Source organism: Ramlibacter albus (genome assembly GCF_014297445.1).
GTDB lineage: Bacteria > Pseudomonadota > Gammaproteobacteria > Burkholderiales > Burkholderiaceae_C > Ramlibacter > Ramlibacter albus.
The window spans coordinates 1-24019 of sequence record NZ_JACORU010000008.1 but is presented as its reverse complement, the minus strand read 5'-3'; the positions used below and the strand labels follow the sequence as shown (position 1 = coordinate 24019).

The 24019-nt window shown below is 67.5% G+C and carries 17 protein-coding genes; 5 read left to right on the top strand and 12 right to left on the bottom strand.

Annotation, left to right across the window (positions count from 1 at the left end):
* The first annotated feature begins 61 nt into the window (after nt 1–61).
* The 4 genes from H8R02_RS20165 (at nt 62) to H8R02_RS30845 (ending at nt 4344) form a co-directional block, all read left to right on the top strand.
* Complete coding sequence (locus tag H8R02_RS20165; RefSeq protein WP_187083288.1) at nt 62–1363, top strand: polyhydroxyalkanoate depolymerase; 1302 nt, start codon at nt 62–64, stop codon at nt 1361–1363.
* Nucleotides 1360–2004: an electron transport complex subunit RsxB gene (rsxB, locus tag H8R02_RS20160; RefSeq protein WP_187083287.1), complete on the top strand. Its 645-nt coding sequence runs from the start codon at nt 1360–1362 to the stop codon at nt 2002–2004. Before H8R02_RS20165 ends, rsxB begins: the two co-directional genes overlap by 4 nt.
* 62 nt (nt 2005–2066) lie before the next feature.
* Entirely contained in the window at nt 2067–3731 is a 1665-nt protein-coding gene (locus H8R02_RS20155; protein ID WP_187083286.1) for a protein kinase domain-containing protein, read from the top strand.
* 40 nt (nt 3732–3771) lie between these two features.
* Nucleotides 3772–4344 carry a hypothetical protein gene (locus H8R02_RS30845; protein WP_187083285.1) on the top strand — a complete coding sequence of 191 codons (573 nt, stop codon included), beginning with the start codon at nt 3772–3774 and terminating at the stop codon, nt 4342–4344.
* 3 nt (nt 4345–4347) lie between these two features.
* On the opposite strand, the gene H8R02_RS20145 is transcribed toward H8R02_RS30845, so the two are convergent.
* From H8R02_RS20145 to scpA, 12 genes are all read right to left on the bottom strand, one after another.
* Nucleotides 4348–4788, bottom strand: coding sequence for a CBS domain-containing protein (locus H8R02_RS20145; protein ID WP_187083284.1), 441 nt, complete (start codon nt 4786–4788; stop codon nt 4348–4350).
* A gap of 28 nt (nt 4789–4816) precedes the next feature.
* Entirely contained in the window at nt 4817–5872 is a 1056-nt protein-coding gene (locus tag H8R02_RS20140; protein ID WP_187083283.1) for a 2-oxoacid:ferredoxin oxidoreductase subunit beta, read from the bottom strand.
* The gene (locus H8R02_RS20135; RefSeq protein WP_187083282.1) at nt 5869–7689 is read right to left on the bottom strand and encodes a 2-oxoacid:acceptor oxidoreductase subunit alpha; all 1821 of its coding nucleotides are present in this window, start codon (nt 7687–7689) and stop codon (nt 5869–5871) included. Before H8R02_RS20135 ends, H8R02_RS20140 begins: the two co-directional genes overlap by 4 nt.
* A complete protein-coding gene (locus tag H8R02_RS20130; protein ID WP_187083281.1) occupies nt 7686–9515 on the bottom strand; it encodes an FAD-dependent oxidoreductase in 1830 nt (609 codons plus the stop codon). Before H8R02_RS20130 ends, H8R02_RS20135 begins: the two co-directional genes overlap by 4 nt.
* A gap of 106 nt (nt 9516–9621) precedes the next feature.
* Nucleotides 9622–12060 carry a hypothetical protein gene (locus H8R02_RS20125; protein ID WP_187083280.1) on the bottom strand — a complete coding sequence of 813 codons (2439 nt, stop codon included), beginning with the start codon at nt 12058–12060 and terminating at the stop codon, nt 9622–9624.
* A 199-nt stretch (nt 12061–12259) separates the two neighbouring features.
* A complete protein-coding gene (locus H8R02_RS20120) occupies nt 12260–13936 on the bottom strand; it encodes a hypothetical protein (RefSeq protein WP_187083279.1) in 1677 nt (558 codons plus the stop codon).
* Between the two features lie 47 nt (nt 13937–13983).
* The gene (locus H8R02_RS20115; protein WP_187083278.1) at nt 13984–15435 is read right to left on the bottom strand and encodes a hypothetical protein; all 1452 of its coding nucleotides are present in this window, start codon (nt 15433–15435) and stop codon (nt 13984–13986) included.
* A 69-nt stretch (nt 15436–15504) separates the two neighbouring features.
* Nucleotides 15505–15984, bottom strand: coding sequence for a VOC family protein (locus H8R02_RS20110; RefSeq protein ID WP_187083277.1), 480 nt, complete (start codon nt 15982–15984; stop codon nt 15505–15507).
* A complete protein-coding gene (gene accC, locus H8R02_RS20105) occupies nt 15981–18032 on the bottom strand; it encodes an acetyl-CoA carboxylase biotin carboxylase subunit (RefSeq protein WP_187083276.1) in 2052 nt (683 codons plus the stop codon). The genes H8R02_RS20110 and accC overlap by 4 nt, the downstream gene beginning before the upstream one ends.
* A gap of 12 nt (nt 18033–18044) precedes the next feature.
* Nucleotides 18045–19577 (bottom strand): acyl-CoA carboxylase subunit beta, encoded by a 1533-nt coding sequence (locus H8R02_RS20100; protein ID WP_187083275.1) that lies wholly within the window; start codon nt 19575–19577, stop codon nt 18045–18047.
* A gap of 21 nt (nt 19578–19598) precedes the next feature.
* Nucleotides 19599–20582 carry a methylmalonyl Co-A mutase-associated GTPase MeaB gene (meaB, locus tag H8R02_RS20095; RefSeq protein WP_187083274.1) on the bottom strand — a complete coding sequence of 328 codons (984 nt, stop codon included), beginning with the start codon at nt 20580–20582 and terminating at the stop codon, nt 19599–19601.
* Nucleotides 20579–22711, bottom strand: a complete 2133-nt coding sequence (scpA, locus tag H8R02_RS20090) for a methylmalonyl-CoA mutase (RefSeq protein WP_255429454.1) — start codon at nt 22709–22711, stop codon at nt 20579–20581. Before scpA ends, meaB begins: the two co-directional genes overlap by 4 nt.
* Before the next feature lie 78 nt (nt 22712–22789).
* Here scpA and H8R02_RS20085 point away from each other — a divergent pair, with 78 nt between their 5' ends.
* A complete protein-coding gene (locus H8R02_RS20085) occupies nt 22790–23425 on the top strand; it encodes a GntR family transcriptional regulator (RefSeq protein ID WP_187083273.1) in 636 nt (211 codons plus the stop codon).
* The last annotated feature ends 594 nt before the right edge of the window (nt 23426–24019 follow it).

Genomic DNA, 24019 nt, shown 5'->3' with positions numbered 1-24019 from the left:
CTTGCAAGGTGCGGCTGGTATATTGCACTGCACAACCAATCAGGACAATGGGGCCGACGGAATGCTTTACCAGATCTTCGAAACGCAGCGCTCCCTGATGGAGCCCTTCGCCGACTTCGCCCAGGCGGCGTCCAAGTTGTACAGCAACCCGCTCTCGCCCTTCGCGCAGAACGCGCTGTCGCAGCGCATCTCCGCCGGCTACGACCTGATGTACCGGCTGTGGAAGGACTACGAGAAGCCCGAGTTCGGCATCAAGACGGTGGACGTCGACGGCGTCGAGGTCGCCATCCACGAGCGCGTGGAGATCGACAAGCCGTTCTGCGAGCTGCGCCGCTTCAAGCGCTTCTCGGACGACACGAAGACGCTGGAAAAACTCAAGGCGCAACCCGCCGTCCTGATCGTCGCGCCGCTGTCGGGCCATTACGCCACGCTGCTGCGCGACACCGTGCGCACCATGCTGCACGACCACAAGGTGTACATCACCGACTGGAAGAACGCGCGCTCCGTGCCGCTGGAAAAAGGCGAGTTCCACCTCGACGACTACGTGCACTACGTCGAGGAGTTCATCCGCCACCTGCAGAAGGAGTACGGCAACTGCCATGTCATGAGCGTGTGCCAGCCCACCGTGCCGGTGCTGGCCGCCGTGTCGCTGATGGCCTCGCGCGGCGAGACCACGCCGCTGACGATGACCATGATGGGCGGTCCCATCGATGCGCGAAAGTCGCCCACGGCCGTGAACAACCTGGCGATGAACAAGAGCTACGAGTGGTTCGAGGCCAACGTGATCTACCGCGTGCCCACCAACTTCCCGGGCGCCGGCCGCCGCGTGTACCCCGGCTTCCTGCAGCACTCGGGCTTCGTGGCGATGAACCCGGACCGCCACCTCTCCAGCCACTACGACTACTTCAAGCACCTCATCGCCGGTGACGACACGTCGGCCGAGGCGCACCGCCAGTTCTACGACGAGTACAACGCCGTGCTCGACATGGACGCCGACTACTACCTCGAGACGATCCGCACGGTGTTCCAGGAGTTCGCGCTCGTCAACGGCACGTGGGACGTGATCTCCGACAGCGGCGAGCTCGAACGCGTGCGCCCCGAGGACATCAAGACCACCGCCCACCTCACCATCGAGGGCGAGCTGGACGACATCTCCGGCGCCGGCCAGACCGAGGCCGCGCACGGCCTGTGCACCGGCGTGCCCAAGTCGCGCCAGAAGCACATCGAGGTCAAGGGCGCGGGCCACTACGGCATCTTCAGCGGCCGCCGCTGGCGCGAGATCGTCTACCCGCAGGTGCGCGACTTCATCGCGCAGCACAACGACGGGCCGGCCGCGAAGAAGAAGGCCGCGCGCGCGAAGTGAGCGAGCTTGCAGCGCGCCTCCACGCCGCGCTGCCGCAGACCCAGTGCACACGGTGCGGCTACCCCGATTGCCGGGGCTATGCCGAGGCCATCGTGTCCGGTGAAGGCGACATCAACCAGTGCCCGCCCGGCGGCGCCGAAGGCGTGCGGCGGCTGGCGGCCATCACCGCGCGACCCATCCTTGCGCTGAATCCGGCCAACGGCACCGAAGGCCCGCGCACCGTCGCCGTGATCGACGAGGCGTGGTGCATCGGCTGCACGCTGTGCCTCGACGCGTGCCCCACCGACGCCATCCTGGGCGGCAACAAGCGCATGCACACCGTCATCGAGCCGTATTGCACCGGCTGCGAGCTGTGCGTGCCGGTGTGCCCCGTGGATTGCATCGCGCTGGAGAACGTCACCGGCGAGCGCACGGGCTGGCAGGCGTGGTCCGAAGCGCAGGCCGCCGAGGCACTGGAGCGCTACGAGTCGCGCAAGGCACGCCTGGCGCGCGAAGCCGTGGCGCGCGAGGCGCGCCTCGAAGCAAAGGCCAAGGCGAAGCTCGCCGACCTGCCGGCCCTCACGAAGGGGGAGGACCTCGAACGCAAGAAGTCCGTCATCGAGGCCGCCCTCGCCCGGGCGCGGGAGCGCCGCGGGGCCTGAAGGGCTGGAACGTCGGCCCGGAAGCTGGTACACATCCAGGGACCCCGTTGCCGGAGCGGCCGATGACAGTTGCCCTGCCGGGCTCGCGCAGCGAGCAGCCGGTCGAAGTGCTCTACGAGAGCCCCACGACGCTGGTGTACCGCACCCTCGCGGCAGCGGGCGGCATCGTGTGCAAGGAGCCGCTGGGTACCGAGGCCGGCCCCCGCCTCGAGCGCGAGACGGACATGCTGCGGCGCCTGGCCGGGGTGCCGGGCATCGTCAAGCCGGCGGCGGGCACGTGGCGCGCGGGCCTCCTCGCCCTGCAGGACTGCGCCGGCGTGCCGCTCGCGCAGAGGCTGCGCGGCCAGCCCCTGCCGGTCGCCGAGTGCCTGCGCATCGCGCACCAGCTGGCCCGCACGCTCGCGGAGGTGCACCGGGCGGGCATCATCCACCGCGACATCAACCCCGACAACATCCTCATTGCCGCCACGGGCGACGTGGTGCTGATCGACTTCGACCTCGCCGTGCCGTCCGACCGGCAGCTGCCCGGCCTGCACGGGGGCGCCCTGGTGGGCACGCTCGGCTACCTCGCGCCCGAACAGAGCGGCCGCACGGGGCGCGCCGTGGACCAGCGCTCCGACCTCTACGCGCTGGGCGCCACGCTGTACGAGATGGCCACCGGCCGGCTGCCCTTCGACGCGGACGACGCGCTCGCGCTCGTGCACGGCCACCTCGTGCGCGAGCCCGAGCCGCCGTCGCAGGTCGACGCGCGCGCGCCGGCGGGCCTGTCGAACATCGTGCTGCGCCTGCTCGCCAAGGCGCCGGAACACCGCTACGAGAGCCTCGAGCAGCGGGTGCTGGCGCGCACGCGCGAGCTGGAGCAGGCGCAGGCGCAACTCGTCGCCACCGCCCGCCGCGCCGGCAAGGCGGAGATCGCCAACAACGTGCTGCACAACGTGGGCAACGTGCTCAACAGCGTCAATGTCTGTGCCAGCGCGGTCCGGCACGCCGTGTACGGCACGCGCGCGCGAGGGCTCGGGCGCGTCGTGGCGCTGCTGGACGCGAATTCACACGACATCCCCCGCTTCATGGGCAGCGACCCGCGCGGCGTTTCCCTGCGCGCCTACCTGACCGAGCTTCACGCGATGCTGTGCACGGAGCGGGTGACCACGCTCGGCGACATCGACCGCCTCCGGCGCAGCGTGGACCACATCAAGCAGATCGTCGCCGCGCAGCAGTCGAACGCCGGGCCGTCCACGGTGCTGGAGACCACCCTCGTCCATGAAGTGCTCGACGAGTCGGTGCGCATGTGCGCCGGGACCCTCGAGGCCTGCGCCGTGACGGTCGTGCGCGAGTATGGGCAGTTGCCCCCCGGCCGTATCGACCGGCAGCGGCTGCTGGACGTGCTCGTCAACCTCGTGGCCAATGCCGCGCAGGCCATGGAGGGCGTGCCGCAGCCGCGGCGCCTGGTGCTGGGCGCCCAGCTGCTGCCCGGCGAGGAGGGCCAGCAACTGAGCATCACCGTGGCGGACAACGGCGTGGGGATCCCGCCCGGCAACCTCACGCTCATCTTCGCGCACGGTTTCACCACGCGCGACGACGGCCATGGTTTCGGCCTGCACAGCAGCGCGAACGCCGCCGTGGAGATGGGCGGGCGGCTTTCCGCGCACAGCGACGGCCCCGGTTGCGGCGCCACGTTCACGCTCGAGGTGCCCCTGCTGCCGTTGACCGCCGTGGCGCCGGCCTGAGACGCTGGCCTTCCCGCGGCCGCGGCGCTAGCATGGCCGCGTGGACAAGCCGCACATCGTCGACGCCGCCCTGCGCCTGGCCGCCGAGGCCGGCAGCTGGAACGCCGTGCACCTGCACGACGTGGCGCGCGCGGCCGGCATGCCGCTGGCGGAGCTCACGACGCTGTTCCCCACCAAGGACGACATCTCGGGCGGCTTGTTCGACCGGGCCGACGCCGCGATGCTGCTGGCGAGCCAGCGCGCCGACTGGGAGCACCTCGCCCCGAACGACCGCATCCAGAAGCTGGTGATGGCCTGGCTGGACGCGCTGGCGCCGCACCGCAAGCTGGTACCGGGCATGCTGGCGTACAAGCTGCATCCGGAGCACGTGCACCTCGCCTCCCGGGGCGCCGAGCGCGTGAGCCGCACGGTGCAGACGCTGCGCGAAGCGGCGCGGCTGAAGTCCACCGGCTGGCGGCGCGAGGCCGAGGAAGCGGCGCTGACGACGATCTACCTCGCCGCGTTCACCTTCTGGACCACCGACTCGTCGCCGGGCAGCGAGCGCACGCGCAAGCTGCTCGCGGGTATGCTGCAGCGCGCGGGTGCGGCCGCGAGGATGCTGGGGTTCCCCTGAGCTTCAGCCCAGCGCGTCGTTCACCTGCTCGTTGAACTCGCTCTGGCTGATGGCCGCGCCGATCTCGCGCGGCAGCGCGTCCCGGATGGAGAACACGCCGAGGATCCTGTTGCCGGCCGCCACGATCGGCAGGTGGCGGAAGCCCCGCTCCAGCATCGTCTGCACCGCATCGGCCACCGATGTTTCCGGCGGCGCGCAGATGGGGTTGGGTGTCATCACCTCGCGCACCGCCGTCTTGTCGGGGTCCACCGACCGCGCGAGCACGCGATTCATGAGGTCACGCTCGGTCAGGATGCCGACCAGCTTGTCCGGCGGCTCGATGACCAGAACGCTGCCGACATTGGCGCGCGTCATCACCTGCGCGGCCTCGCGCACGCTCGCCTGCGGCGGCAGGCTCAGCACGTGCTTCTTCGCGACGGACTGGAAGACGGTGCGGTCGTTCATGGGACCTCCTCTGTGGGACGAGTATGTGTCAGCGAAGGCCGGCGTTCAACTTCTCCAGCGTGGCGGCGCCGGGGCACAATTCCGGTGCGCCCAGCATGTTCAACGGCTTGTCGGTGGTGTTCAGCGCGGTGTGCAGGTCCGTGGCGAGCGGGTCGACGTACAGCAGGCCCGTGAGCACCTCGCCGCGCTGCTGGTGCTCCTGCATGTACGCCATGGCCGCATAGCGGTCCGTGGCGACGAAGTCCGGGTGCAGGCTGCGCAGGCGCAGCAGCGAGCCGTCGTGCTGGCGCACGTCGACCACCTCGCCGGGGTTGGCGTCCACGGTGATCTCCTCGCGCGAGGAAATGAAGTCGATGCGGCTGACGGCCTCGTTGTGCTCGCGGATGTAGTCGTAGCTCTTGGTGCTGCCGGGGTGGTTGTTGAACGCCACGCAGGGGCTGATGACGTCGATGAAGGCCGCGCCGCCGTGGCTGATGGCGCCCTTGATCAGCGGCACGAGCTGCGCCTTGTTGCCGGAGAAGCCGCGGCCGACATACGTGGCGCCCAGCTGCAGCGCCATGGCCGCCAGGTCCACCGGCGAGTCGCTGTTGATCGCGCCCTTCTTGCTCTTGGAGCCCGCATCCGCCGTCGCGGAGAACTGGCCCTTCGTGAGCCCGTACACCCCATTGTTCTCGACGATGTACGCCATGCGCACGCCCCGGCGCATCGCGTGCGCGAACTGGCCGAGCCCGATGGACGCCGAGTCGCCGTCGCCGGAGATGCCGAGGTAGAGCAGCTCGCGGTTGGCAAGGTTCGCGCCGGTCAGCACCGAAGGCATGCGGCCATGCACCGTATTGAAGCCATGCGACGCGCCGAGGAAATAGTCGGGCGTCTTGGAGCTGCAGCCGATGCCCGAGAGCTTGGCCACCCGGTGCGGCTGGATGTCCAGCTCCCAGAACGCCTGCACCAGCGCGGCGGAGATCGAGTCGTGCCCGCAGCCGGCGCACAGCGTGGAGATCTTGCCCTCGTAGTCGCGGCGCGTGTAGCCGACGTTGTTCTTCTCCAGCGTCGGGTGGTGGATGCGGGGCTTCGCGATATACGTCATGCCAGCTTCTCCCTGATGGCTTCGGCGATGAACCTGGCCGTGATCGGCGTGCCGTCGTAATGCAGCACCTTGACCAGTTTCGCCGGATCGATTTCGAGTTCGTTGACGAGCAGGCTGCGCATCTGCGCGTCGCGGTTCTGCTCGACGACGAACACGCGGTCGTGCACGCGAATGAACTCGTTGACACTGTCGGGGAACGGGAAGGCGCGCAGGCGCATGGCGTCGACGTGCACGCCCTGCTTCGTCAGCACGTCCAGCGCCTCCTGCATCGCGGGGCTGGTGGAGCCGTAGTAGATGACGCCCAGCTTCGTGGGCTGCTGCGCGATGCGGATCAACGGCTGCGGCACCAGCGTTGCGGCGGTCTTGAACTTGCGCAGCAGCCTTTCCATGTTGTAGATGTAGTCCGGGCCGCGCTCCGAATAGCGCGCGTACGGGTCGCGCGTGGTGCCGCGCGTGAAGTAGCTGCCCTTGGTGGGGTGCGTGCCCGGCAGCGTGCGCCACGGGATGCCGTCGCCGTCCACGTCCTTGTAGCGGCCGAAGTCCTTGCCGGCCTCCAGCTCCTCGGCCGTCATCACCTTGCCGCGGTCGAACGACTGCGCGTCGTCCCATTCGAAAGGCTTGCACAGGCGCTGGTTCATGCCGATGTCGAGGTCGGTCATCACGAACACCGGCGTCTGCAAGCGCTCCGCGAGGTCGAAGGCGTGCGCGGCATGCTCGAAGCACTCGTGCGGGTCCTCCGGCAGCAGCAGCACGTGCTTGGTGTCGCCGTGCGAAGCGTAGGCGGCGGCGAGGATGTCCGCCTGCTGCGTGCGCGTGGGCATGCCGGTGGACGGGCCGCCGCGCTGCACGTCGATGATGGTCACCGGGATCTCCGCGAAATACGCGAGGCCGATGAACTCGGTCATCAGCGAGATGCCGGGGCCCGACGTGGCGGTGAAGGCCCGGGCGCCGTTCCAGCCCGCGCCCACCACCATGCCGATCGACGCGATCTCGTCCTCGGCCTGCACGATGGCGAACTTGTTCTGCTTGGCCACCGGGTCCACGCGCAGCTTCGCGCAATAGTTCTGGAAAGCCTCCGCGCAGGACGAGGACGGCGTGATCGGGTACCACGCGCACACCGTCGCGCCGCCGTACACCGCGCCGAGCGCAGCGGCGGCGTTGCCGTCGACGAAGATGCGGTCGCCCACGCGGTCGGCCTTCTGCACGCGGATGCCCAGCGGGTGCTGCAGGTGTTCCTTGGCGAAGTCGCGGCCCAGGTGCAGCGCCTGCACGTTGGACGCGAGCAGCTTCTCCTTGCCCTTGTACTGCTCGCCGAACAGCTTCTCGATGACCTGCGGCTCGATCTCCAGCAGCACCGACAGCGCGCCCACGTACACGATGTTCTTGAACAGCTGGCGCTGGCGCGGGTCGCTGTACACCGCATTGCAGATCTCGGTCAGCGGCATGCCGATCACGTGGATGTCGTCGCGGAACTTCGACGGCGGCAGCGGCCGCGTGCTGTCGTAGAAGAGGTAGCCGCCCGGCGAGATCTCCTGCACGTCGGCGTCCCAGGTCTGCGGGTTCATCGCCACCATCATGTCCACGCCGCCGCGCCGGCCGAGGTAGCCGTCGCCGCTCACGCGCACTTCGTACCACGTGGGCAGGCCCTGGATGTTGCTGGGGAAGATGTTGCGCGGGCTCACCGGCACGCCCATGCGCAGGATCGCTTTCGCGAACAGCTCATTGGCGGACGCCGAGCCCGAGCCGTTGACGTTGGCGAACTTGACGACGAAGTCGTTGACCGCCTCGATGCGCGGGATGTTCACGCGTGCATTCATGCCGCCACCTCCGCTGGCTTCTTCGCATCGCGGCAGGCGGGCCCCGCCTGCGTGGTCTTGAGCAGGAATTTCTGCATGTCCCAGGCTCCCGTCGGGCACCGCTCGGCGCACAGACCGCAGTGCAGGCAGACGTCCTCGTCCTTCACCATCACCCGGCCCGTCTTGAGCGTGCCGGACACGTACAGCTCCTGCGCGAGGTTGAGCGCCGGCGCCTTCAGGCGCTTGCGAACGTCGGGCTCCTCGCCGTTGTCGGTGAAGGTGATGCAGTCGGTCGGGCAGATGTCCATGCAGGCATCGCACTCGATGCACAGGTTCTGCGCGAAGACGGTCTGCACGTCGCAGTTGAGGCAGCGATGCGCCTCTTTGAACGCCGTCGCGGCGTCGAAGCCGAGTTCGACCTCGACCTTGATCGACGCGAGCGCCTTCTCGGCCTTGGCCCACGGCACCTTGAAGCGGATGTCGTTGGACGTCTCGTTGTCGTAGCTCCACTCGTGGATGCCCATCTTCTGGGACATCAGGTTCACGGTGGGCGCCGGGCGCTGGCGGATGTCCTCGCCGCTGAGCAGCTTGTCGATCGACACCGCCGCCTCGTGGCCATGCGCCACCGCGGTGATGATGTTCTTGGGGCCGAACGCCGCGTCGCCGCCGAAGAAGACGTTGGGCACGCTCGACTGGAACGTGTTCGCATCCAGCACCGGCAGCCCCCACTTGTCGAAAGCGATGCCGCTGTCCCTTTCGATCCAGGGAAAGGCGTTCTCCTGCCCCACCGCGATCAGCACGTCGTCGCATTCGAAGAAGGCATCCGGCTCGCCCGTGGGGACGAGCTTGCGGTTGCCCTTGGCGTCGTACTCGGCCTTGACGATCTCGAAGGTCATGCCCTTGAGCTGCCCGCCCTCGTGCACGAAAGCCTTGGGCACGTGGAAGTTGATGATCGGGATGCCCTCGTGCATCGCGTCCTCCTTCTCCCAGGGGGACGCCTTCATTTCCTCGAAGCCGCTGCGCACGATGACCTTCACGTCGTCGCCGCCGAGCCGGCGCGAGCTGCGGCAGCAGTCCATGGCCGTGTTGCCGCCGCCCAGCACGATGACGCGCTTGCCGATCTTGGTGATGTGCCCGAACGACACGGACGCGAGCCAGTCGATGCCGATGTGGATGTGCTTCGCCGCTTCCTGGCGGCCGGGGATGTCGAGGTCGCGCCCGCGCGGCGCGCCGCAGCCCACGAAGACGGCGTCGTAGGCTTCGGCCAGCAGCGCCTTCATCGAGTCGATGCGCTTGTTGCCCACGAACCGCACGCCCATCTCGAGGATGTAGCCGCATTCCTCGTCGATCACTTCCTCAGGCAGCCGGAAGCGCGGCACCTGGGTGCGCATGAAGCCGCCGGTCTTGGCCTCGCCGTCGAACACGGTGATGTCGTAGCCCAGTGGCGCGAGGTCGCGCGCGACCGTCATCGACGCGGGGCCGGCACCGACGCATGCGATGCGCTTGCCGTTCGACGAGGTCTTGCGCGGCATGCGCTTGGCGACGTCGGCGTCCTTGTGGTCGGCGGTGACGCGCTTGAGCCGGCAGATGGCCACCGGCTCGGGCGTCTCCCCGTTGTTCTCTTCGACGCGCCCCCGCCTGCATGCGGGTTCGCAGGGCCTGTCGCACGTTCGCCCGAGCACGCCCGGGAAAACGTTGGACACCCAGTTGATCATGTACGCGTCCGTGTAGCGGCCCTGCGCGATCAAACGGATGTATTCGGGGACGGGCGTGTGCGCGGGGCAGGCCCACTGGCAATCCACGACCTTGTGGAAGTACGCCGGGTTGGCGATGTTCGTCGGCTGCAAAGCGTTTGTCTCCTTTAGCCGTCGCCCGCTTGTGCAGCGGGCATCGGGCCAGTCTACGCTGCCGCCGAACCGGAAAGCTCTCGGGGGATTCCCCGACCCAGACTTTTCACTTCATGCCGGGGAGCACGTTGGCGTGCAATTGATCCAGGACAACTTTCGCCTGCAGGGACTCCCTGGGCCCGGGCACCTGCTGCAGGTGCGCCTCGATGCGCAACGTGGCCGCACCCAGCCTGAAGGGTTCGTCCAGGGCCTTCGCGAACTGGGCCGCGAGGTGCTCGTCCTGACGCTTCATCACGAACCCCTTGTCGCCTTGCCAGCCGCCGGTGCCGAGCTCTTTCGCCAGGTTTCGCGCGGCCAGGTCGCCCGAAGCCAACCGGGTGATCTCGATGCGGACGATCGCCTCGAAGACATCGCGGCAGGCTTGCATGCGCCCAACGCCGTTCTTGCAGCGCCGCTCGACCTCGCCCCACGTGTCGGCGGCGCGCAGGCGCGCGCCGAGCAGTTCCTGGAAGTGCCTGCCGAATTGGACGTCCCGCCGGCGGCCCTCGCCGGCCTCGGCCGTGGCCAGGGGTAACAGGCTGAATTCCGCATCGCTGCCCGCTGCGCCGGGCTCTTTGAGCGCCCTGTCGCACTCCAGCCGGCGCTGCACGAGCGTGGCTTCGAGCCTGTCGTAAACCGCGTGCCGGCGGGCCGTGCGGTTGTCCGGGTTGGCCACGTAGGCGATGGCAAGAGTGCCCGCGGCGATCTTGCGGATCACGGCTTCAGGCGCGCGGGGCTCCTTGCGCCGTATTTCCTCGCACTGCTTTTCGAAGTCCGCTTTGCCGGCCAGCGAGGCCACGTAGCAGTCGACCTGCAGCGCCATCTCGAGGGCCTGCGCGTCTTCGGGCCTGAACGCGGGCGATGCCCTGAACGCCGCATAGCGGTCGTGAATGGGCGTCGGGGCAGGCCTGCGCGCCGCGGCGGCCTTGGTTTCCAGGGCGCCGCCTTCCCGCGCGTGGCCCACGTACTCGGTGACGATGGACCTCCATGCGGCGGCCCGCGCGGCACTGCGGGGCGAGCCCGTGGCGTGCCCGATGTGGCGCTCGACCTCGAATGAAAACCCGTAGTTCAGCAGGCGCTTGCGCAAGGCGTGCTGCAAGCCGTCGACCCACGCCCGCGTCTCGTCCGGCAGGAGCAGGAACGCGATGGGATCGTGCGGCTTCGCCGTGCCCCTGGCGGCGTCGAAGAACTCCAGCACCACCTCGCGGCGGACATCGGCGTAGCTGCGCTCGGACGCCTTGATACGCCTGTCCACTTCCTTCCACAGCGCCGGGTCCTCGGCGAACGACCACGGCCTGTCCAGCACCAGCTTGCGCGCATGGTCGAAATCCTCCTGGCGCTGGACGCCCTTCCCGAGTGAAGCCGGCGGGACCATGGCGAAAGCCGGGCAGGGCTTGTTCGAGGGGTCCTTGGGGTCCGCGCGCTCCCTGGGTGTGGCGTGGACGCGAATCGAGAGCGACTTGTCGATGTCCACGAGGAACGCCAGCGCCGTGGCCTCGAGCTGCCTGAAGATCGGCTCGAGGTACACGTCCTGCGCCTGCATTTCGTTGCCATAGTCGCGGCTCAGGCGGCCAAGGTAGTCCAGGGCGCATGTCGCCTGGACCGAACACCGGGCTTCGTCAACTGTCGCCAGCGGATGCGCGGCAAGGAACGCTTGCACCGCTTCTTCGAACCCGGGTTGCTTCGCGTTCGACGCGACGTGGGCCTGGACTTCGCGCGCCAATTCCAGGAGGGTGTGGTCGCGGTCGGCGCGCTCGGGCTGGCCCACAGCAGCCTTGCCGTCCCATGGCGCCGGCACGAGGCGATCGAACAGCTCCTGCGCGTGGGCGCCCGCGCATTGCATGCGCGCTTCGTCGCGCCCGATACGGCCTTTCTGCGCCTCGAAGCGCTGGTCCACCGCGCGGGTGAATTCGTCCGACTCCAGGAAGTGGCCCATCGCCTGGCCGAGGTGACTGCCGAAGACGCGGGCTTTCGCGTCCGCCGTTTCGGCGTCCGTCTCGACCGCGGCGCCGCGCGCGGCGGCCTCGATGGCCCGGCCGAGGTGCCGGCGGCGCTCGTCGCCGGCGTTGCCGATCTTCTCCCAGAGCTTCGCGGACAGGAGGGTGCTTCGCAAGTCCTTCGCGAGCTTCAGGGCGTAGCGCCGGTCCTGGGCGACCCCGTCCGGGACGGGTGGGTCCAGGTGCGGCAGTTCAAAGTCGGCTTCCGTGCGTTTCGCCGCCGTCGGCGGCACGAATCGCTCGCGCCGCTGCGGCAACGGGCACCCCGACGCTTCGTACTTGCACTTGTCGACGATCCCCTCGAACGTCGCATGGAGGCGGTCCAGCTCGTCGAGCTTGTCGGCGTCCCTGGCGTTCTCGAGTTCGTCGGCGCGCGCCGCGTTGGTCCAGATGAGGCCCGCCCACGCCTGGGCAAACCCGTCGGCGTCCTTCCATGTCGCGCAGGGGTAGTTGGCGAGGAAGTGTTCGGCGTAATCGCGCAGTTTCCCGTTGGCGTTGGCGTCGGCCATCGCGGTTCTCCACCCCTGGACGCATTCGTCCCCGGGTGGAAGCGGGGTGAGCGCAGCGGTGCCGGGGGCGGGTTTGCCTTTGGTGTCGCGCGGCAGGGTCAATGCGGGTGTAGCAACAGGCACGCAACCGGCATCAGGAGCTTGGACCTCGAATCCGGTGCGCACCGCGGTGTTCTGTCGCGGCCGGCTGCAGGGAGAGTCACGGATGCGTGTTCCGCATCATGTCGACGACCTCAAACGCCAACGCGATGGCGGCATTCTCCTGCGCGCCCTGACGGGGCCGCGGACTCACCTGGACCGTGTAGGCGACCCTGTCGGTGAATTGGAGCTTTCGCAGGCGAGCACGCATTTCGCTGCAAAACACCGATGCCAATTCAGCGTCGCGCTCCCGCAGGTCCGCGACGCCCGCGCCCGCGCCCGCCTCGCCCGCCTCGACGGCCTCGTCTGCGACGTCATCAGCAGTCTCGGACGCGTCATGCACCGGCGGCGCCGCCCGGTTCATCGCCCTGCAGAAGGAATTGGCGATGTAGGCTTTTTCGCCGGCCGTGGTCGCACGGAGGTACTCGGGCTGGACCGTCCCATTCGCAAGCTTGACGGCCGTGGCTTCGAGGACCAGCTCGCGAACACGTTGCCTGGACGGCGCGCCCGGCAGGCCGGCGCAGTAAGCGACCCGCGCACCGTAAGCGCCGCCGGAGAGCTCGGCAGCCAGCTTCCTCGCGAAGCTTCTCGCGAAGTTGGCGTCCTGTTCGCGCGCCACCGTGCTCGCCTTCGAGGCGAGCTTGCCGGACAGGAGTTCGGCCGGTGGCGGATCGAGCGGTTCCGGCGGCCGGGCGGCACCGACTGCCTTGCGCCACCGCATCTGCGCGTCGATCGTCTTCATGACCTCCAGCACCGATGCTTCGAGCGTGCGCAGGATCATGTACCTGTCATGTCGCGCGAGTTCGGGGTTATCGCCGCCTTCGAGAAACTGCGATTCGAACGCCGAAAGCCAGACCTCGGCGGCTTGCGCCCGGCAATAAGTGTCGATTTCGCGCTCGGTCGCCAGGGGATTGGTCGCCCGCAGCGCTGCCCTGCGGTCGGCGAAAGCCTCCTCCGCCCAATCGATTTCGCCCCTGGCGTCCTTCCCCACGAATTCGTTCAGCAGTGCGAGGACGCGGGGCAGGGTCTTGCTCGCCCCGGCCGGTGCATCGGTCAGGCGAGGCAATGGCGCTTCCGACTTCGTTTCGACACCGGCGTCGACAGGGCGAACCCGGGGCAGTGGGTCGAACCCAAGCTCCAAGGTCTGGTCGTTGATGGTCTTCAGGAGGTGCAGGGCATGCAGCAAGGCACTCGCCTGGCGGGCGCCGGCCCGATCGAAGCTACCGAAGCGCTCCTTGTGATTCGAAGAGATCTGATCGACTTCGTGAGAAAAGCCAGCGGACGTGAGCCATTCGGTCATCGCGCGGCAGAACTCCTTCGCATAGGCGTGATCCCGCCGGGTCATGGCGTACCCCCGGTCCGGCGGGAGCTCGTCCTCCACGCCGTCGACGAGCTGGGCGACCTTGGCCCAGATGACGTTCTTCCGGTCCTCCATGCGGCACGAGTCGGCGTATTCCGGGCTCGTGAACCGACGCCCGATCTCCTGCCAGACCGCGGGCGAGATGACCCCTTCGGGGCCGGCGATTTTCGCCGCGAGCAAGCGGCCGTACTCAAGGTCCGCGGGGTCTGCACGCGCATCCGCGTGCAAGACCGCCGTGGGCACGTTTTCCCGTTCCACCGGTGCGCCCATCTCCAGCGGCTGTTTCCCGTCGCTGTCGGCGGCCGGCGGGGTGGAGGGCGAGGTGGGTGAGTGGATGTTGGAGGTGTTCGAGAGGGCCGCTGCGCCGGTGAATCTCATGGTGGTGTCTCAGGTGGATCAGCCACGTGAGTTGCCCAGGTGCACCTCTAGTTCCACAGGCTCGCCAGCACCTGCCGCGCGAGATGCATCGCGCAATCCCGGTGCGCGTCCGCGCGTGATTGGCCGGGGTACTCGTCGAGGTACTTCTCCACCAACAACGAAAAGCGGGCGGAGGTCAGGTCGGTGTGCATCCTGCTGCAGAAGAAGGCTGCGTCGGTGAAGTCTTCCTCCGCCAGGGCGACGGCACTGAGCGGCCCCCGGCCCGGATCGATACCGTGTTCCTGGGCGCCTTGCGCATCGAACCCGACGAGTTTCGCGACGGTGGCGAGGATGACGTTACGGCGCACCGCTGCCCTGCTCTGCGGAATCCGTGTGCCAAGCAAATTCGTGACCGCCGTGGTGAGTGCGCCAGAGCGGATTTCGGCAGGCAGCTTGACTGCGAGGCCTCGGCCGAAATCGAAGTCCAGCTCGCGGGCGAGCGCGTGGGCACGCGGCGCCAGGGGCCGCATGCTGAAGGGCGGGCAAGCGTCTGACCCCTCCACGGCGTGGCCCTGCGCTCGCACGATCATGGCGCGGTTGATACGCAGCTGGACCAGGACAGCCGTGGCTTCGAGCGACCTCAAGCGGCGCGACCCGCGATTGTGCTGGCCTTCATAACTGTCGTTGATCCATAGGTCCAGCTGAGGCAGTACTGCGACAGCACACTGGGCACGGCAATACGCGTCGACCTCGTCTTCGGTCGCCGAGGGGTTCGCGGCGCGCATCTCGGCGGCGACGAGCGAGAACGCATCCGTCTGCACTTGCCCCTCGACGTGCCGGTGAAGTTGGTCGAGAAGTCTCTCGTCCGCGGGCGAGTCGAAAGGATCGAGCGGTTCGTCGGGGTCTGCGCGGGTGGGCACCTTGGGCGACCCGCAGCGCGGCCGGACCAGGGTCCAGTCGACGTCCAGCCGCCAGTCGTCTATGGCGAGCAGCAGGTGCTGTGCGTGGTGCAACGCGCAGACCTCGTGCGGATTTCCGACGTCCGGACGGTCCTGTGCCAGGCTCGCTGCATCTTGTTCGAACTTCGGCGAACAGAGGTATTCGCGCATCCTTGCACCGAACTCCGCGGCAAAGGCGTGCTCGCGCGGCGACATGCGGAAGTGCGCAGGGGCAACGAAGCCCGTATCGCCGTCCACCAGCGCCGCCGCGACGGCCTCCCGGAGCACAGGCTCGCGCAAGGTCATCGTGCTGCGGCCGGTCGCCTCGGCACGGCAGTGAATCTCGCTCCACGTGCCAGGGCAAGCCACCGCGGAAGCGAGCTTGTCGGACAGCGCTTGTGCGTCGACCTTCCGCATGGCAGGCAAGGCACGGAGCGGGGCCGGCCGCACGCTGGATTGCGCCTTCTCGTCATGCACAAAACACAGCGCCGCATCGGCTTGCCCGGTGCAGGCCGGCGGTGGCAGTTGGGGGGTGCCTGGCCGCGCGGGCAGCCACGGGCCGGCGGCGACTTTCACATCCATGGGTTCCTCGGCTCTCTGTGCTCAGCCGGAAACTCGGTGACGACCAGGGGAAATGAGTTCCCGGCAACCTCAGGCCATGTTCAATCCCGAAAACGCAGCCACGACTTCGGGGGGCGCTTGCACCAGCTCCACGAGCACCCCCTCGCCACCGATCGGGAACTCCTCGTTTCCTTTCGGATGCAGGAAGCAGATATCAAACCCCGCCGCGCCCTTGCGTATGCCGCCGGGCGCAAACCGCACGCCTTGCGCGGTGAGCCATTCGACAGCCTTCGGCAGGTCGTCGATCCACAGGCCGACGTGGTTCAGCGGCGTGGTGTGCACCGCGGGCTTCTTCTCGGGATCGAGGGGCTGCATCAGGTCGACTTCCACCTTGAACGGGCCCGTCCCCATCGCACAGATGTCCTCGTCCACGTTCTCGCGTTCGCTGACGAAGTTGCCGGTGACTTCGAGCCCGAGCATCTCCACCCACAGCTTCGACAGCCGCTTCTTGTCCGGCCCGCCGATCGCGATCTGCTGGATGCCCAGCACCCTGAAAGGCCTTGCGCTCATTTCTCGAACTCCACGATCGGCTGGTCCACCACGAGCGACTCGCCCTTCGTCGCCAGCACCTTGCCGACGATGCCGTCGGCCGCGGCGAACAGCACGTTCTCCATCTTCATCGCCTCGATGACGGCAAGACGCTCGCCCGCCTGCACCTTCTGCCCCGGCTGCACGGCCACGTCGACCAGCAGGCCGGGCATCGGCGACAACAGGTACTTGCTCATGTCCGGCGGCGCCTTGTAGGGCATCAGCGCGTGCAACTCCGCCGTGCGCGGCGTGAGCACGAGCGCGTCGATGCGCGTGCCGTTGTGCGAGATGCCGATGGCGATGGGGTTCTTCCCGACGCCGCGCTCGACCTGCGCCGTGAACGCCTTGCCGTTCACGGTGCCGCGGATGCGCGCGCCGCCGAGGTGCCAGCGGCTCTGCACTTCGTACGTCTTGCCGTTGGTCTCGATCACGGCGTGGCCGTCGTCGATGCGGTAGTCGCGCACCTTCACCGGCTGGCGGTGGTGGTTGCCGGCCGCATCCAGCCTGACGACGACGTACTCGTCGCCCACCTTGAACTCGTGCCCGCGCAGCTGGCCCGTGATGCCGGCCGAGCGCTCGAGCGCGCGCCGGTTCACGAACGCCGCGAGCGCAACCAGGAAGTCCGGGTCCGCATGCTGCACGTCCTCGGCGCGGAAGCCCTTGCCGTAGTGTTCGGCGATGAAGCCGGTGTTGAAATCGCCCGCCACGAACTTCGGGTGCGCCAGCAGCGCGGCCTGGAACGGGATGTTGCTGGAGATGCCGCGGATGACGAAGCCGTTGAGCGCCTCGCGCATCTTCGCGATGGCGTCGTTGCGGTCGGTGCCGTGCACGATGAGCTTGGCGATCATCGAGTCGTAGAACATCGGGATCTCGCCGCCCTCCTGCACGCCGGTGTCCACGCGTACGCCGAACAGGTGCTCGGTGTCGGAGGCCCACATCGACTCGCGCGGCGGCTGGAAGCGCACGAGGCGGCCGGTCGAGGGCAGGAAGTTGCGGAAGGGATCTTCCGCGTTGATGCGGCACTCGATGGCCCAGCCGTTGCGCTTCACGTCGGCCTGCGTCAAAGGCAGCTTCTCGCCCGCCGCCACGCGGATCATCAGCTCCACGAGGTCCAGCCCGGTGATGCACTCGGTGACCGGGTGCTCCACCTGCAGCCGCGTGTTCATCTCGAGGAAGTAGAAGCTCTGGTCCTTCCCGACCACGAACTCCACGGTGCCGGCGCTCTGGTACTTCACGGCTTTTGCCAGAGCCACCGCCTGCTCGCCCATCGCCTTGCGCGTGGCGTCGCTGATGAAGGGCGACGGTGCCTCCTCGATCACCTTCTGGTGGCGGCGCTGGATCGAGCACTCGCGCTCGTTCAGGTAGATGACGTTGCCGTGCGAATCGCCGAGCACCTGGATCTCGATGTGGCGCGGCTCCTCGACGAATTTCTCGATGAACACGCGGTCGTCGCCGAAGCTGTTGCGCGCCTCGTTGCGGCACGAGGTGAAGCCTTCGAACGCTTCCTTGTCGTTGAAGGCCACGCGCAGGCCCTTGCCGCCACCGCCCGCGCTGGCCTTGATCATGACCGGGTAGCCGATGTCCTTGGCAATCGACACGGCACGCTCGGCCGATTCGATGGCGTCGTTCCAGCCGGGGATGGTGTTGACCTTCGCTTCCTTCGCCAGCTTCTTGGAAGCGATCTTGTCGCCCATGGCCGCGATGGAATAGTGCTTGGGGCCGATGAAGGTGATGCCCTCGTCTTCAACACGCTTGGCGAACTCCTCGTTCTCCGACAGGAAGCCGTAGCCGGGGTGCACGGCCTGTGCGCCGGTCTGCTTGCACGCGGCGATGATCTTGTCGGCGACGAGGTAGCTCTCGCGCGAAGGCGCCGGGCCGATGTAGACCGCTTCGTCGGCGAGCGCGACGTGACGCGCATCGCGGTCCGCTTCCGAAAACACCGCAACGGTCTTGATGCCCATCTTGCGGGCCGTCTTGATGACGCGGCAGGCGATCTCGCCGCGGTTGGCAATGAGGATCTTGGTGAACATGGGGCTGTCCTCTTACAGGGGAATGTTCCCGTGCTTGCGCCACGGGTTCTCGAGCTTCTTGTCGCGCAGCATCACGAGCGAGCGGCAGATGCGCTTGCGCGTCTCGTGCGGCAGGATCACGTCGTCGATGAAGCCGCGCGCGCCCGCCACGAACGGGTTGGCGAAGCGCGCCTTGTACTCGGCCTCGCGCGCGGCCAGCTTGGCCGGGTCGCCCTTGTCCTCGCGGAAGATGATCTCCACCGCGCCCTTGGCGCCCATCACCGCGATCTCGGCGTTGGGCCAGGCGAAGTTGACGTCGCCGCGCAAGTGCTTGGAGCTCATCACGTCGTACGCGCCGCCGTAGGCCTTGCGCGTGATGACCGTGACCTTCGGCACGGTGCACTCCGCGTACGCGTAGAGCAGCTTGGCCCCGTGCTTGATGATGCCGCCGTATTCCTGGCTGGTGCCGGGCATGAAGCCGGGCACGTCCACGAAGGTGATGACGGGAATGTTGAACGCGTCGCAGAAGCGCACGAAGCGCGCCGCCTTGATCGAGCTCTTGATGTCCAGGCAACCGGCCAGCACCAACGGCTGGTTGGCGACGATCCCCACCGTCTGGCCTTCCATGCGCGCGAAGCCGATGACGATGTTCTTCGCGTACTCGGGCTGCAGCTCGAAGAAGTCGCCGTCGTCCACCGTCTTGGCGATCAGCTCCTTCATGTCGTAGGGCTTGTTCGGGTTGTCCGGAACGAGCGTGTCGAGCGAGAAGTCCATGCGGTCCGCCGGGTCGTTGCTCGGGCGGATCGGCGGCTTCTCCTTGTTGTTCAGCGGCAGGTAGTTGTACAGGCGCCGCAGCATGATCATGGCCTCGACGTCGTTCTCGAACGCCAGGTCGGCCACGCCGCTCTTCGTGCTGTGGGTGGACGCACCGCCCAGCTCCTCGGCCGTCACTTCCTCGTGCGTCACCGTCTTCACCACCTCGGGGCCGGTCACGAACATGTAGCTGGAGTCCTTCACCATGAAGATGAAGTCCGTCATCGCCGGCGAGTACACCGCGCCGCCGGCGCAGGGGCCCATGATCATGCTGATCTGCGGCACCACGCCCGAGGCCATCACGTTGCGCTGGAATACGTCGGCGTAGCCACCGAGCGATGCCACGCCTTCCTGGATGCGCGCGCCGCCGGAGTCGTTCAGGCCGATCACGGGCGCGCCAACTTTCATGGCCTGGTCCATCACCTTGCAGATCTTCTCGGCGTGCGCCTCGCTGAGCGCACCGCCGAAGACGGTGAAGTCCTGGCTGAAGACGAACACGAGGCGCCCGTTGATCATCCCGTAGCCGGTGACCACGCCGTCGCCGGGGATCTTGTTCGACTCCATGCCGAAGTCCGTGCAGCGGTGCTCCACGAACATGTCCCACTCTTCGAAGGTGCCTTCGTCGAGCAGCAGCTCGATGCGCTCGCGCGCCGTCAGCTTGCCCTTCTTGTGCTGCGCGTCGATGCGCTTGATGCCGCCGCCTTGCCGGGCCGCGTCGCGTTTCTTTTCCAGTTGCTCCAGGATGTCATGCATTTTTCGTTCTCCGAAACGTTGTCACCCCGGGCTCGACCCGGGGTCCATCGCGGCGAGCAACTGCCTCGCCGCCGTCGACGCGGCCAGCCTGCCCAGCTCCACGTCCCTCGTCATCTGCGGCAGCAGCTGCCTGACGCCGCTGCTCTGCCGGAACCTCTGCTTCAGCCCGCTCTCGATGCGCTCCCACATCCAGTCGAGCGCCTGGTGCTTGCGGCGCGCCTCGATGCGCCCCGCAGCCCCTTGCACCTCGCGGTACTTCGCCACCGCGGCCCAGAAGCGGTCGATGCCCTGCGCCTTCAGCGCGCTCAGTTGCAGCACTTGCGGATGCCAGGGCCCGCTGTGCCGCCCCTGTTGCGTGAGGATGCGCAGCGAGCTCGTGATCTGAGCCTGCGCGCGCGTGGCAGCGTCCGGGTCGATGTCCGCCTTGTTGATCACCACGAGGTCGGCCACTTCCATCACGCCCTTCTTGATCGCCTGCAGGTCGTCGCCCGCATTGGGCAGCTGCAGCAGCACGAACATGTCGGTCATGCCGGCCACCGCGATCTCGCTCTGGCCCACGCCCACGGTCTCGACGATCACGATGTCGTAGCCCGCGGCTTCGCACACCAGCATTGCTTCTCGCGTCTTGGCCGCCACGCCGCCAAGCGTGCCGCTCGACGGGCTCGGGCGGATGTAGGCCTTGTCGTTGACCGAGAGGTGCTCCATGCGCGTCTTGTCGCCGAGGATCGAGCCGCCGGAAACGGACGACGAAGGGTCCACGGCGAGCACGGCCACGCGATGACCTTGCGCGATGAGGTACAGCCCCAGCGCTTCGATGAACGTGCTCTTGCCCACACCCGGCACGCCGCTGATGCCGAGGCGGAACGCGTTGCCGGTGCCAGGCAACAGCGCGGTGAGCAACTCGTCGGCCTGGGCCCGATGGTCCGCGCGCGTGGACTCCAGCAGCGTGATCGCCTTGGCGATCGCGCGCCTCTCGCCCTGCCGCACGCGGTCCGCCAGACTCACGCAGCGACCGCCTTGCGGATCTGCTCCAGCACGTCCTTCGCACTGGCCGGGATCGGCGTGCCCGGGCCGTAGATGCCCTTCACGCCGGCGTTGTAGAGGTACTCGTAGTCCTGCTGCGGCACCACGCCGCCCACGAACACGACGATGTCGTCGGCGCCCTGCTTCTTCAGCTCCGCGATGATCGCGGGCACCAGCGTCTTGTGGCCCGCCGCGAGCGTGCTGATGCCCACCGCGTGCACGTCGTTCTCGATGGCTTGCCGCGCGCACTCTTCCGGCGTCTGGAAGAGCGGCCCCATGTCCACGTCGAAGCCCAGGTCCGCGTACGCCGTCGCGACGACCTTCGCGCCACGGTCGTGCCCGTCCTGGCCGAGCTTGGCCACCATCACCCGCGGGCGGCGGCCCTGCTCTTCGGCGAATTGCGCGATCTCGGACTTGAGTTTTTCCCAGCCTTCGGCGGAGTCATAAGCGGCTGCATACACACCGGTCACCTTTTGCGTATCGGCGCGATGGCGCCCGAACACTTTTTCCAGCGCGTCGCTCACTTCACCGACGGTTGCGCGAAGACGGATGGCCTGGATGGCCAGGTCGAGCAGGTTGCCCTTGCCCGTGCGCGCCGCCGTCGTCAGCGCTTCGAGCGCGGCCTGCACCTTCTGGCCGTCGCGCTTGTCCCGGATCTGCTTCAGGCGCGCGATCTGCTGCTCGCGCACCTTCACGTTGTCCACTTCGAGGATCTCGACCGGGTCTTCCTTCGCCAGGCGGTACTTGTTGACCCCGACGATCACGTCCTTGCCCGAGTCGATGCGGGCCTGCTTCTCGGCGGCGGCGGCCTCGATCTTCAGCTTCGCCCAGCCGGAGTCGACCGCGCGGGTCATGCCGCCCATGGCCTCGACTTCCTCGATGATCTTCCACGCGGCGTCGGCCATCTCCTGCGTGAGCTTCTCCATCATGTAGCTGCCGGCCCAGGGGTCGATCACGTTCGTGATGTGCGTCTCTTCCTGGATGATCAGCTGCGTGTTGCGCGCGATGCGCGCGCTGAACTCGCTGGGCAGCGCGATGGCTTCGTCGAAGCTGTTCGTGTGCAGGCTCTGCGTGCCGCCGAACACCGCCGCCATCGCCTCGATGGTGGTGCGCACGACGTTGTTGTACGGGTCCTGCTCGGTGAGTGACCAGCCCGAGGTCTGGCAGTGCGTGCGCAGCATCAGGCTCTTGGGGTTCTTCGCGTTGAAGCCGCTCATGATGCGGTGCCACAGCAGGCGGGCCGCGCGCATCTTCGCGATCTCGAGGTAGAAGTTCATGCCGATCGCCCAGAAGAACGACAGGCGGCCCGCGAACTCGTCGACGTCCAGCCCCTTCGCGATGGCCGTCTTCACGTACTCCTTGCCGTCGGCCAGAGTGAAGGCCAGCTCGAGCGCCTGGTTGGCCCCCGCCTCCTGCATGTGGTAGCCGGAGATCGAGATCGAGTTGAACTTCGGCATGTTCTTCGCCGTGTACGCGATGATGTCGCCGACGATGCGCATCGACGGCTCCGGCGGGTAGATGTACGTGTTGCGGACCATGAACTCCTTGAGGATGTCGTTCTGGATGGTCCCGGACAGCTGGTCCTGTTTCACACCTTGTTCTTCTGCAGCCACGACGTAGCCGGCCAGCACCGGCAGCACCGCGCCGTTCATGGTCATGGACACCGACACCTTGTCGAGCGGGATGCCGTCGAAGAGGATCTTCATGTCCTCGACGGAGTCGATGGCCACGCCCGCCTTGCCGACGTCGCCCACCACGCGCGGGTGGTCGCTGTCGTAGCCGCGGTGCGTTGCAAGGTCGAAGGCGACGCTCACGCCCTGCCCGCCGGCCGCGAGGCCCTTGCGGTAGAACGCGTTCGACTCCTCGGCGGTGGAGAAGCCTGCGTACTGGCGGATGGTCCATGGCCGCGCTGCGTACATCGTGGCTTGCGGGCCGCGGATGTAGGGCGCGAAGCCCGGCAGCGTGTTGGTGTGTTGCAGGCCCTGCAGGTCCTCGGCCGTGTACAGCGGCTTCACGACGATGCCGTCGGGCGTGGTCCAGTTCAGGGCGTCGACATTGCCGCCGGGCGCCGACTTGGCGGCTGCCTTCTTCCAGTCGTCAGGGGTGCTCATGGTTTGTCCTCGGTCTCCCCACATCATACCGCATTCATAATTATTGATAAAGCATTCTGAATCAGTTAGGATTCGCTCATGTCCGCCGTTTCCCTGGCCCCCCGCGCCCTGTACGAGGAAGTCGCCGAGCTCTTGCGCCAGCGCATCTTCCGGCGCGAACTGGAGCCGGGCAGCTGGATCGACGAGGTCAAGCTCGCGCAGGAGTACGGCATCAGCCGCACGCCGCTGCGCGAGGCGCTGAAGGTGCTGGCCGCCGAGGGGCTGGTGACGATGAAGGTGCGGCGCGGGGCTTACGTCACCGAGGTGTCCGAGCGGGACCTCTCCGAGGTCTATCACCTGCTTGCACTGCTCGAGAGCGATGCCGCGGGTGTCGTTGCCCTGAAGGCGACCGACGCGGAGTTGCGCGAGCTCAAGGCTCTGCACAGCGAGCTGGAAGCGGCGACGAAGAACCGCGACAAGTTCTTCGCGATCAACGAACGCTTCCACATGCGTTTGCTGGAGATCGCGGGGAACCGCTGGCGCAACCAGATGGTGGCGGACCTGCGCAAGGTGATGAAGCTCAATCGGCACAACTCGCTGCTGAAGTCCGGTCGTATCGTGGAGTCGCTCGCCGAGCATCGGGCGATCATGGAGGCGCTGGAGAAGCGTAGCGCGAGCGCGGCTACCAAGAAGATGCAGGAGCACTTCCGCAACGGGTTGGAGGCTGCGGCCTGAATCGAATCTTCGGCGTCCGTAAGCGTAGTCTCTATTTCGACTGGCGTCGGGCCGTTGTTCTCCCCATTCCTCCCCCCGCCCTCCTCTCCCCTCCGGGGAGAAGAGGGAGCTAAATCGGACAGCCGATTTGGGCTCGTCCGGACTGTGAGGGCCGAATCGGGAGACGTCGGGTGGCGGGCGAACACTGCTAGCGCTATCGGCAAGACCCGAGCGGACGGTTTGCTGCGTGCTACGCAGCCTAAGACATCGTCATCACGTCACCGCATCATCTTCTTAGGCTGGGTAGCACCCAGCAACCAGTGGACCCGTCTCTCGCCGATAGCGCTAACGGCGTTCGCGTACCCCCCGACGTTTCCCGATTCGGCCCTGTCCGTTCAGACGAGCCCAAATCGGCTGTCCGATTTAGCTCCCTCTCTTTCCCGGAGGGGAAGGGAGGGCGGGGGGAGGGATGGGGAGAGCAACGCACCTCAGGGTCGTGTCCCTTGACGTGGTGTAAGTCCGCAGCCCGGAGAGGCTGAGATGCACGTCACTCAGCGAGCCACTGCGGGCAGCCGAGTCGGCACAGTATCGCAGAGGGTCTGCAGGCCTTCGAGC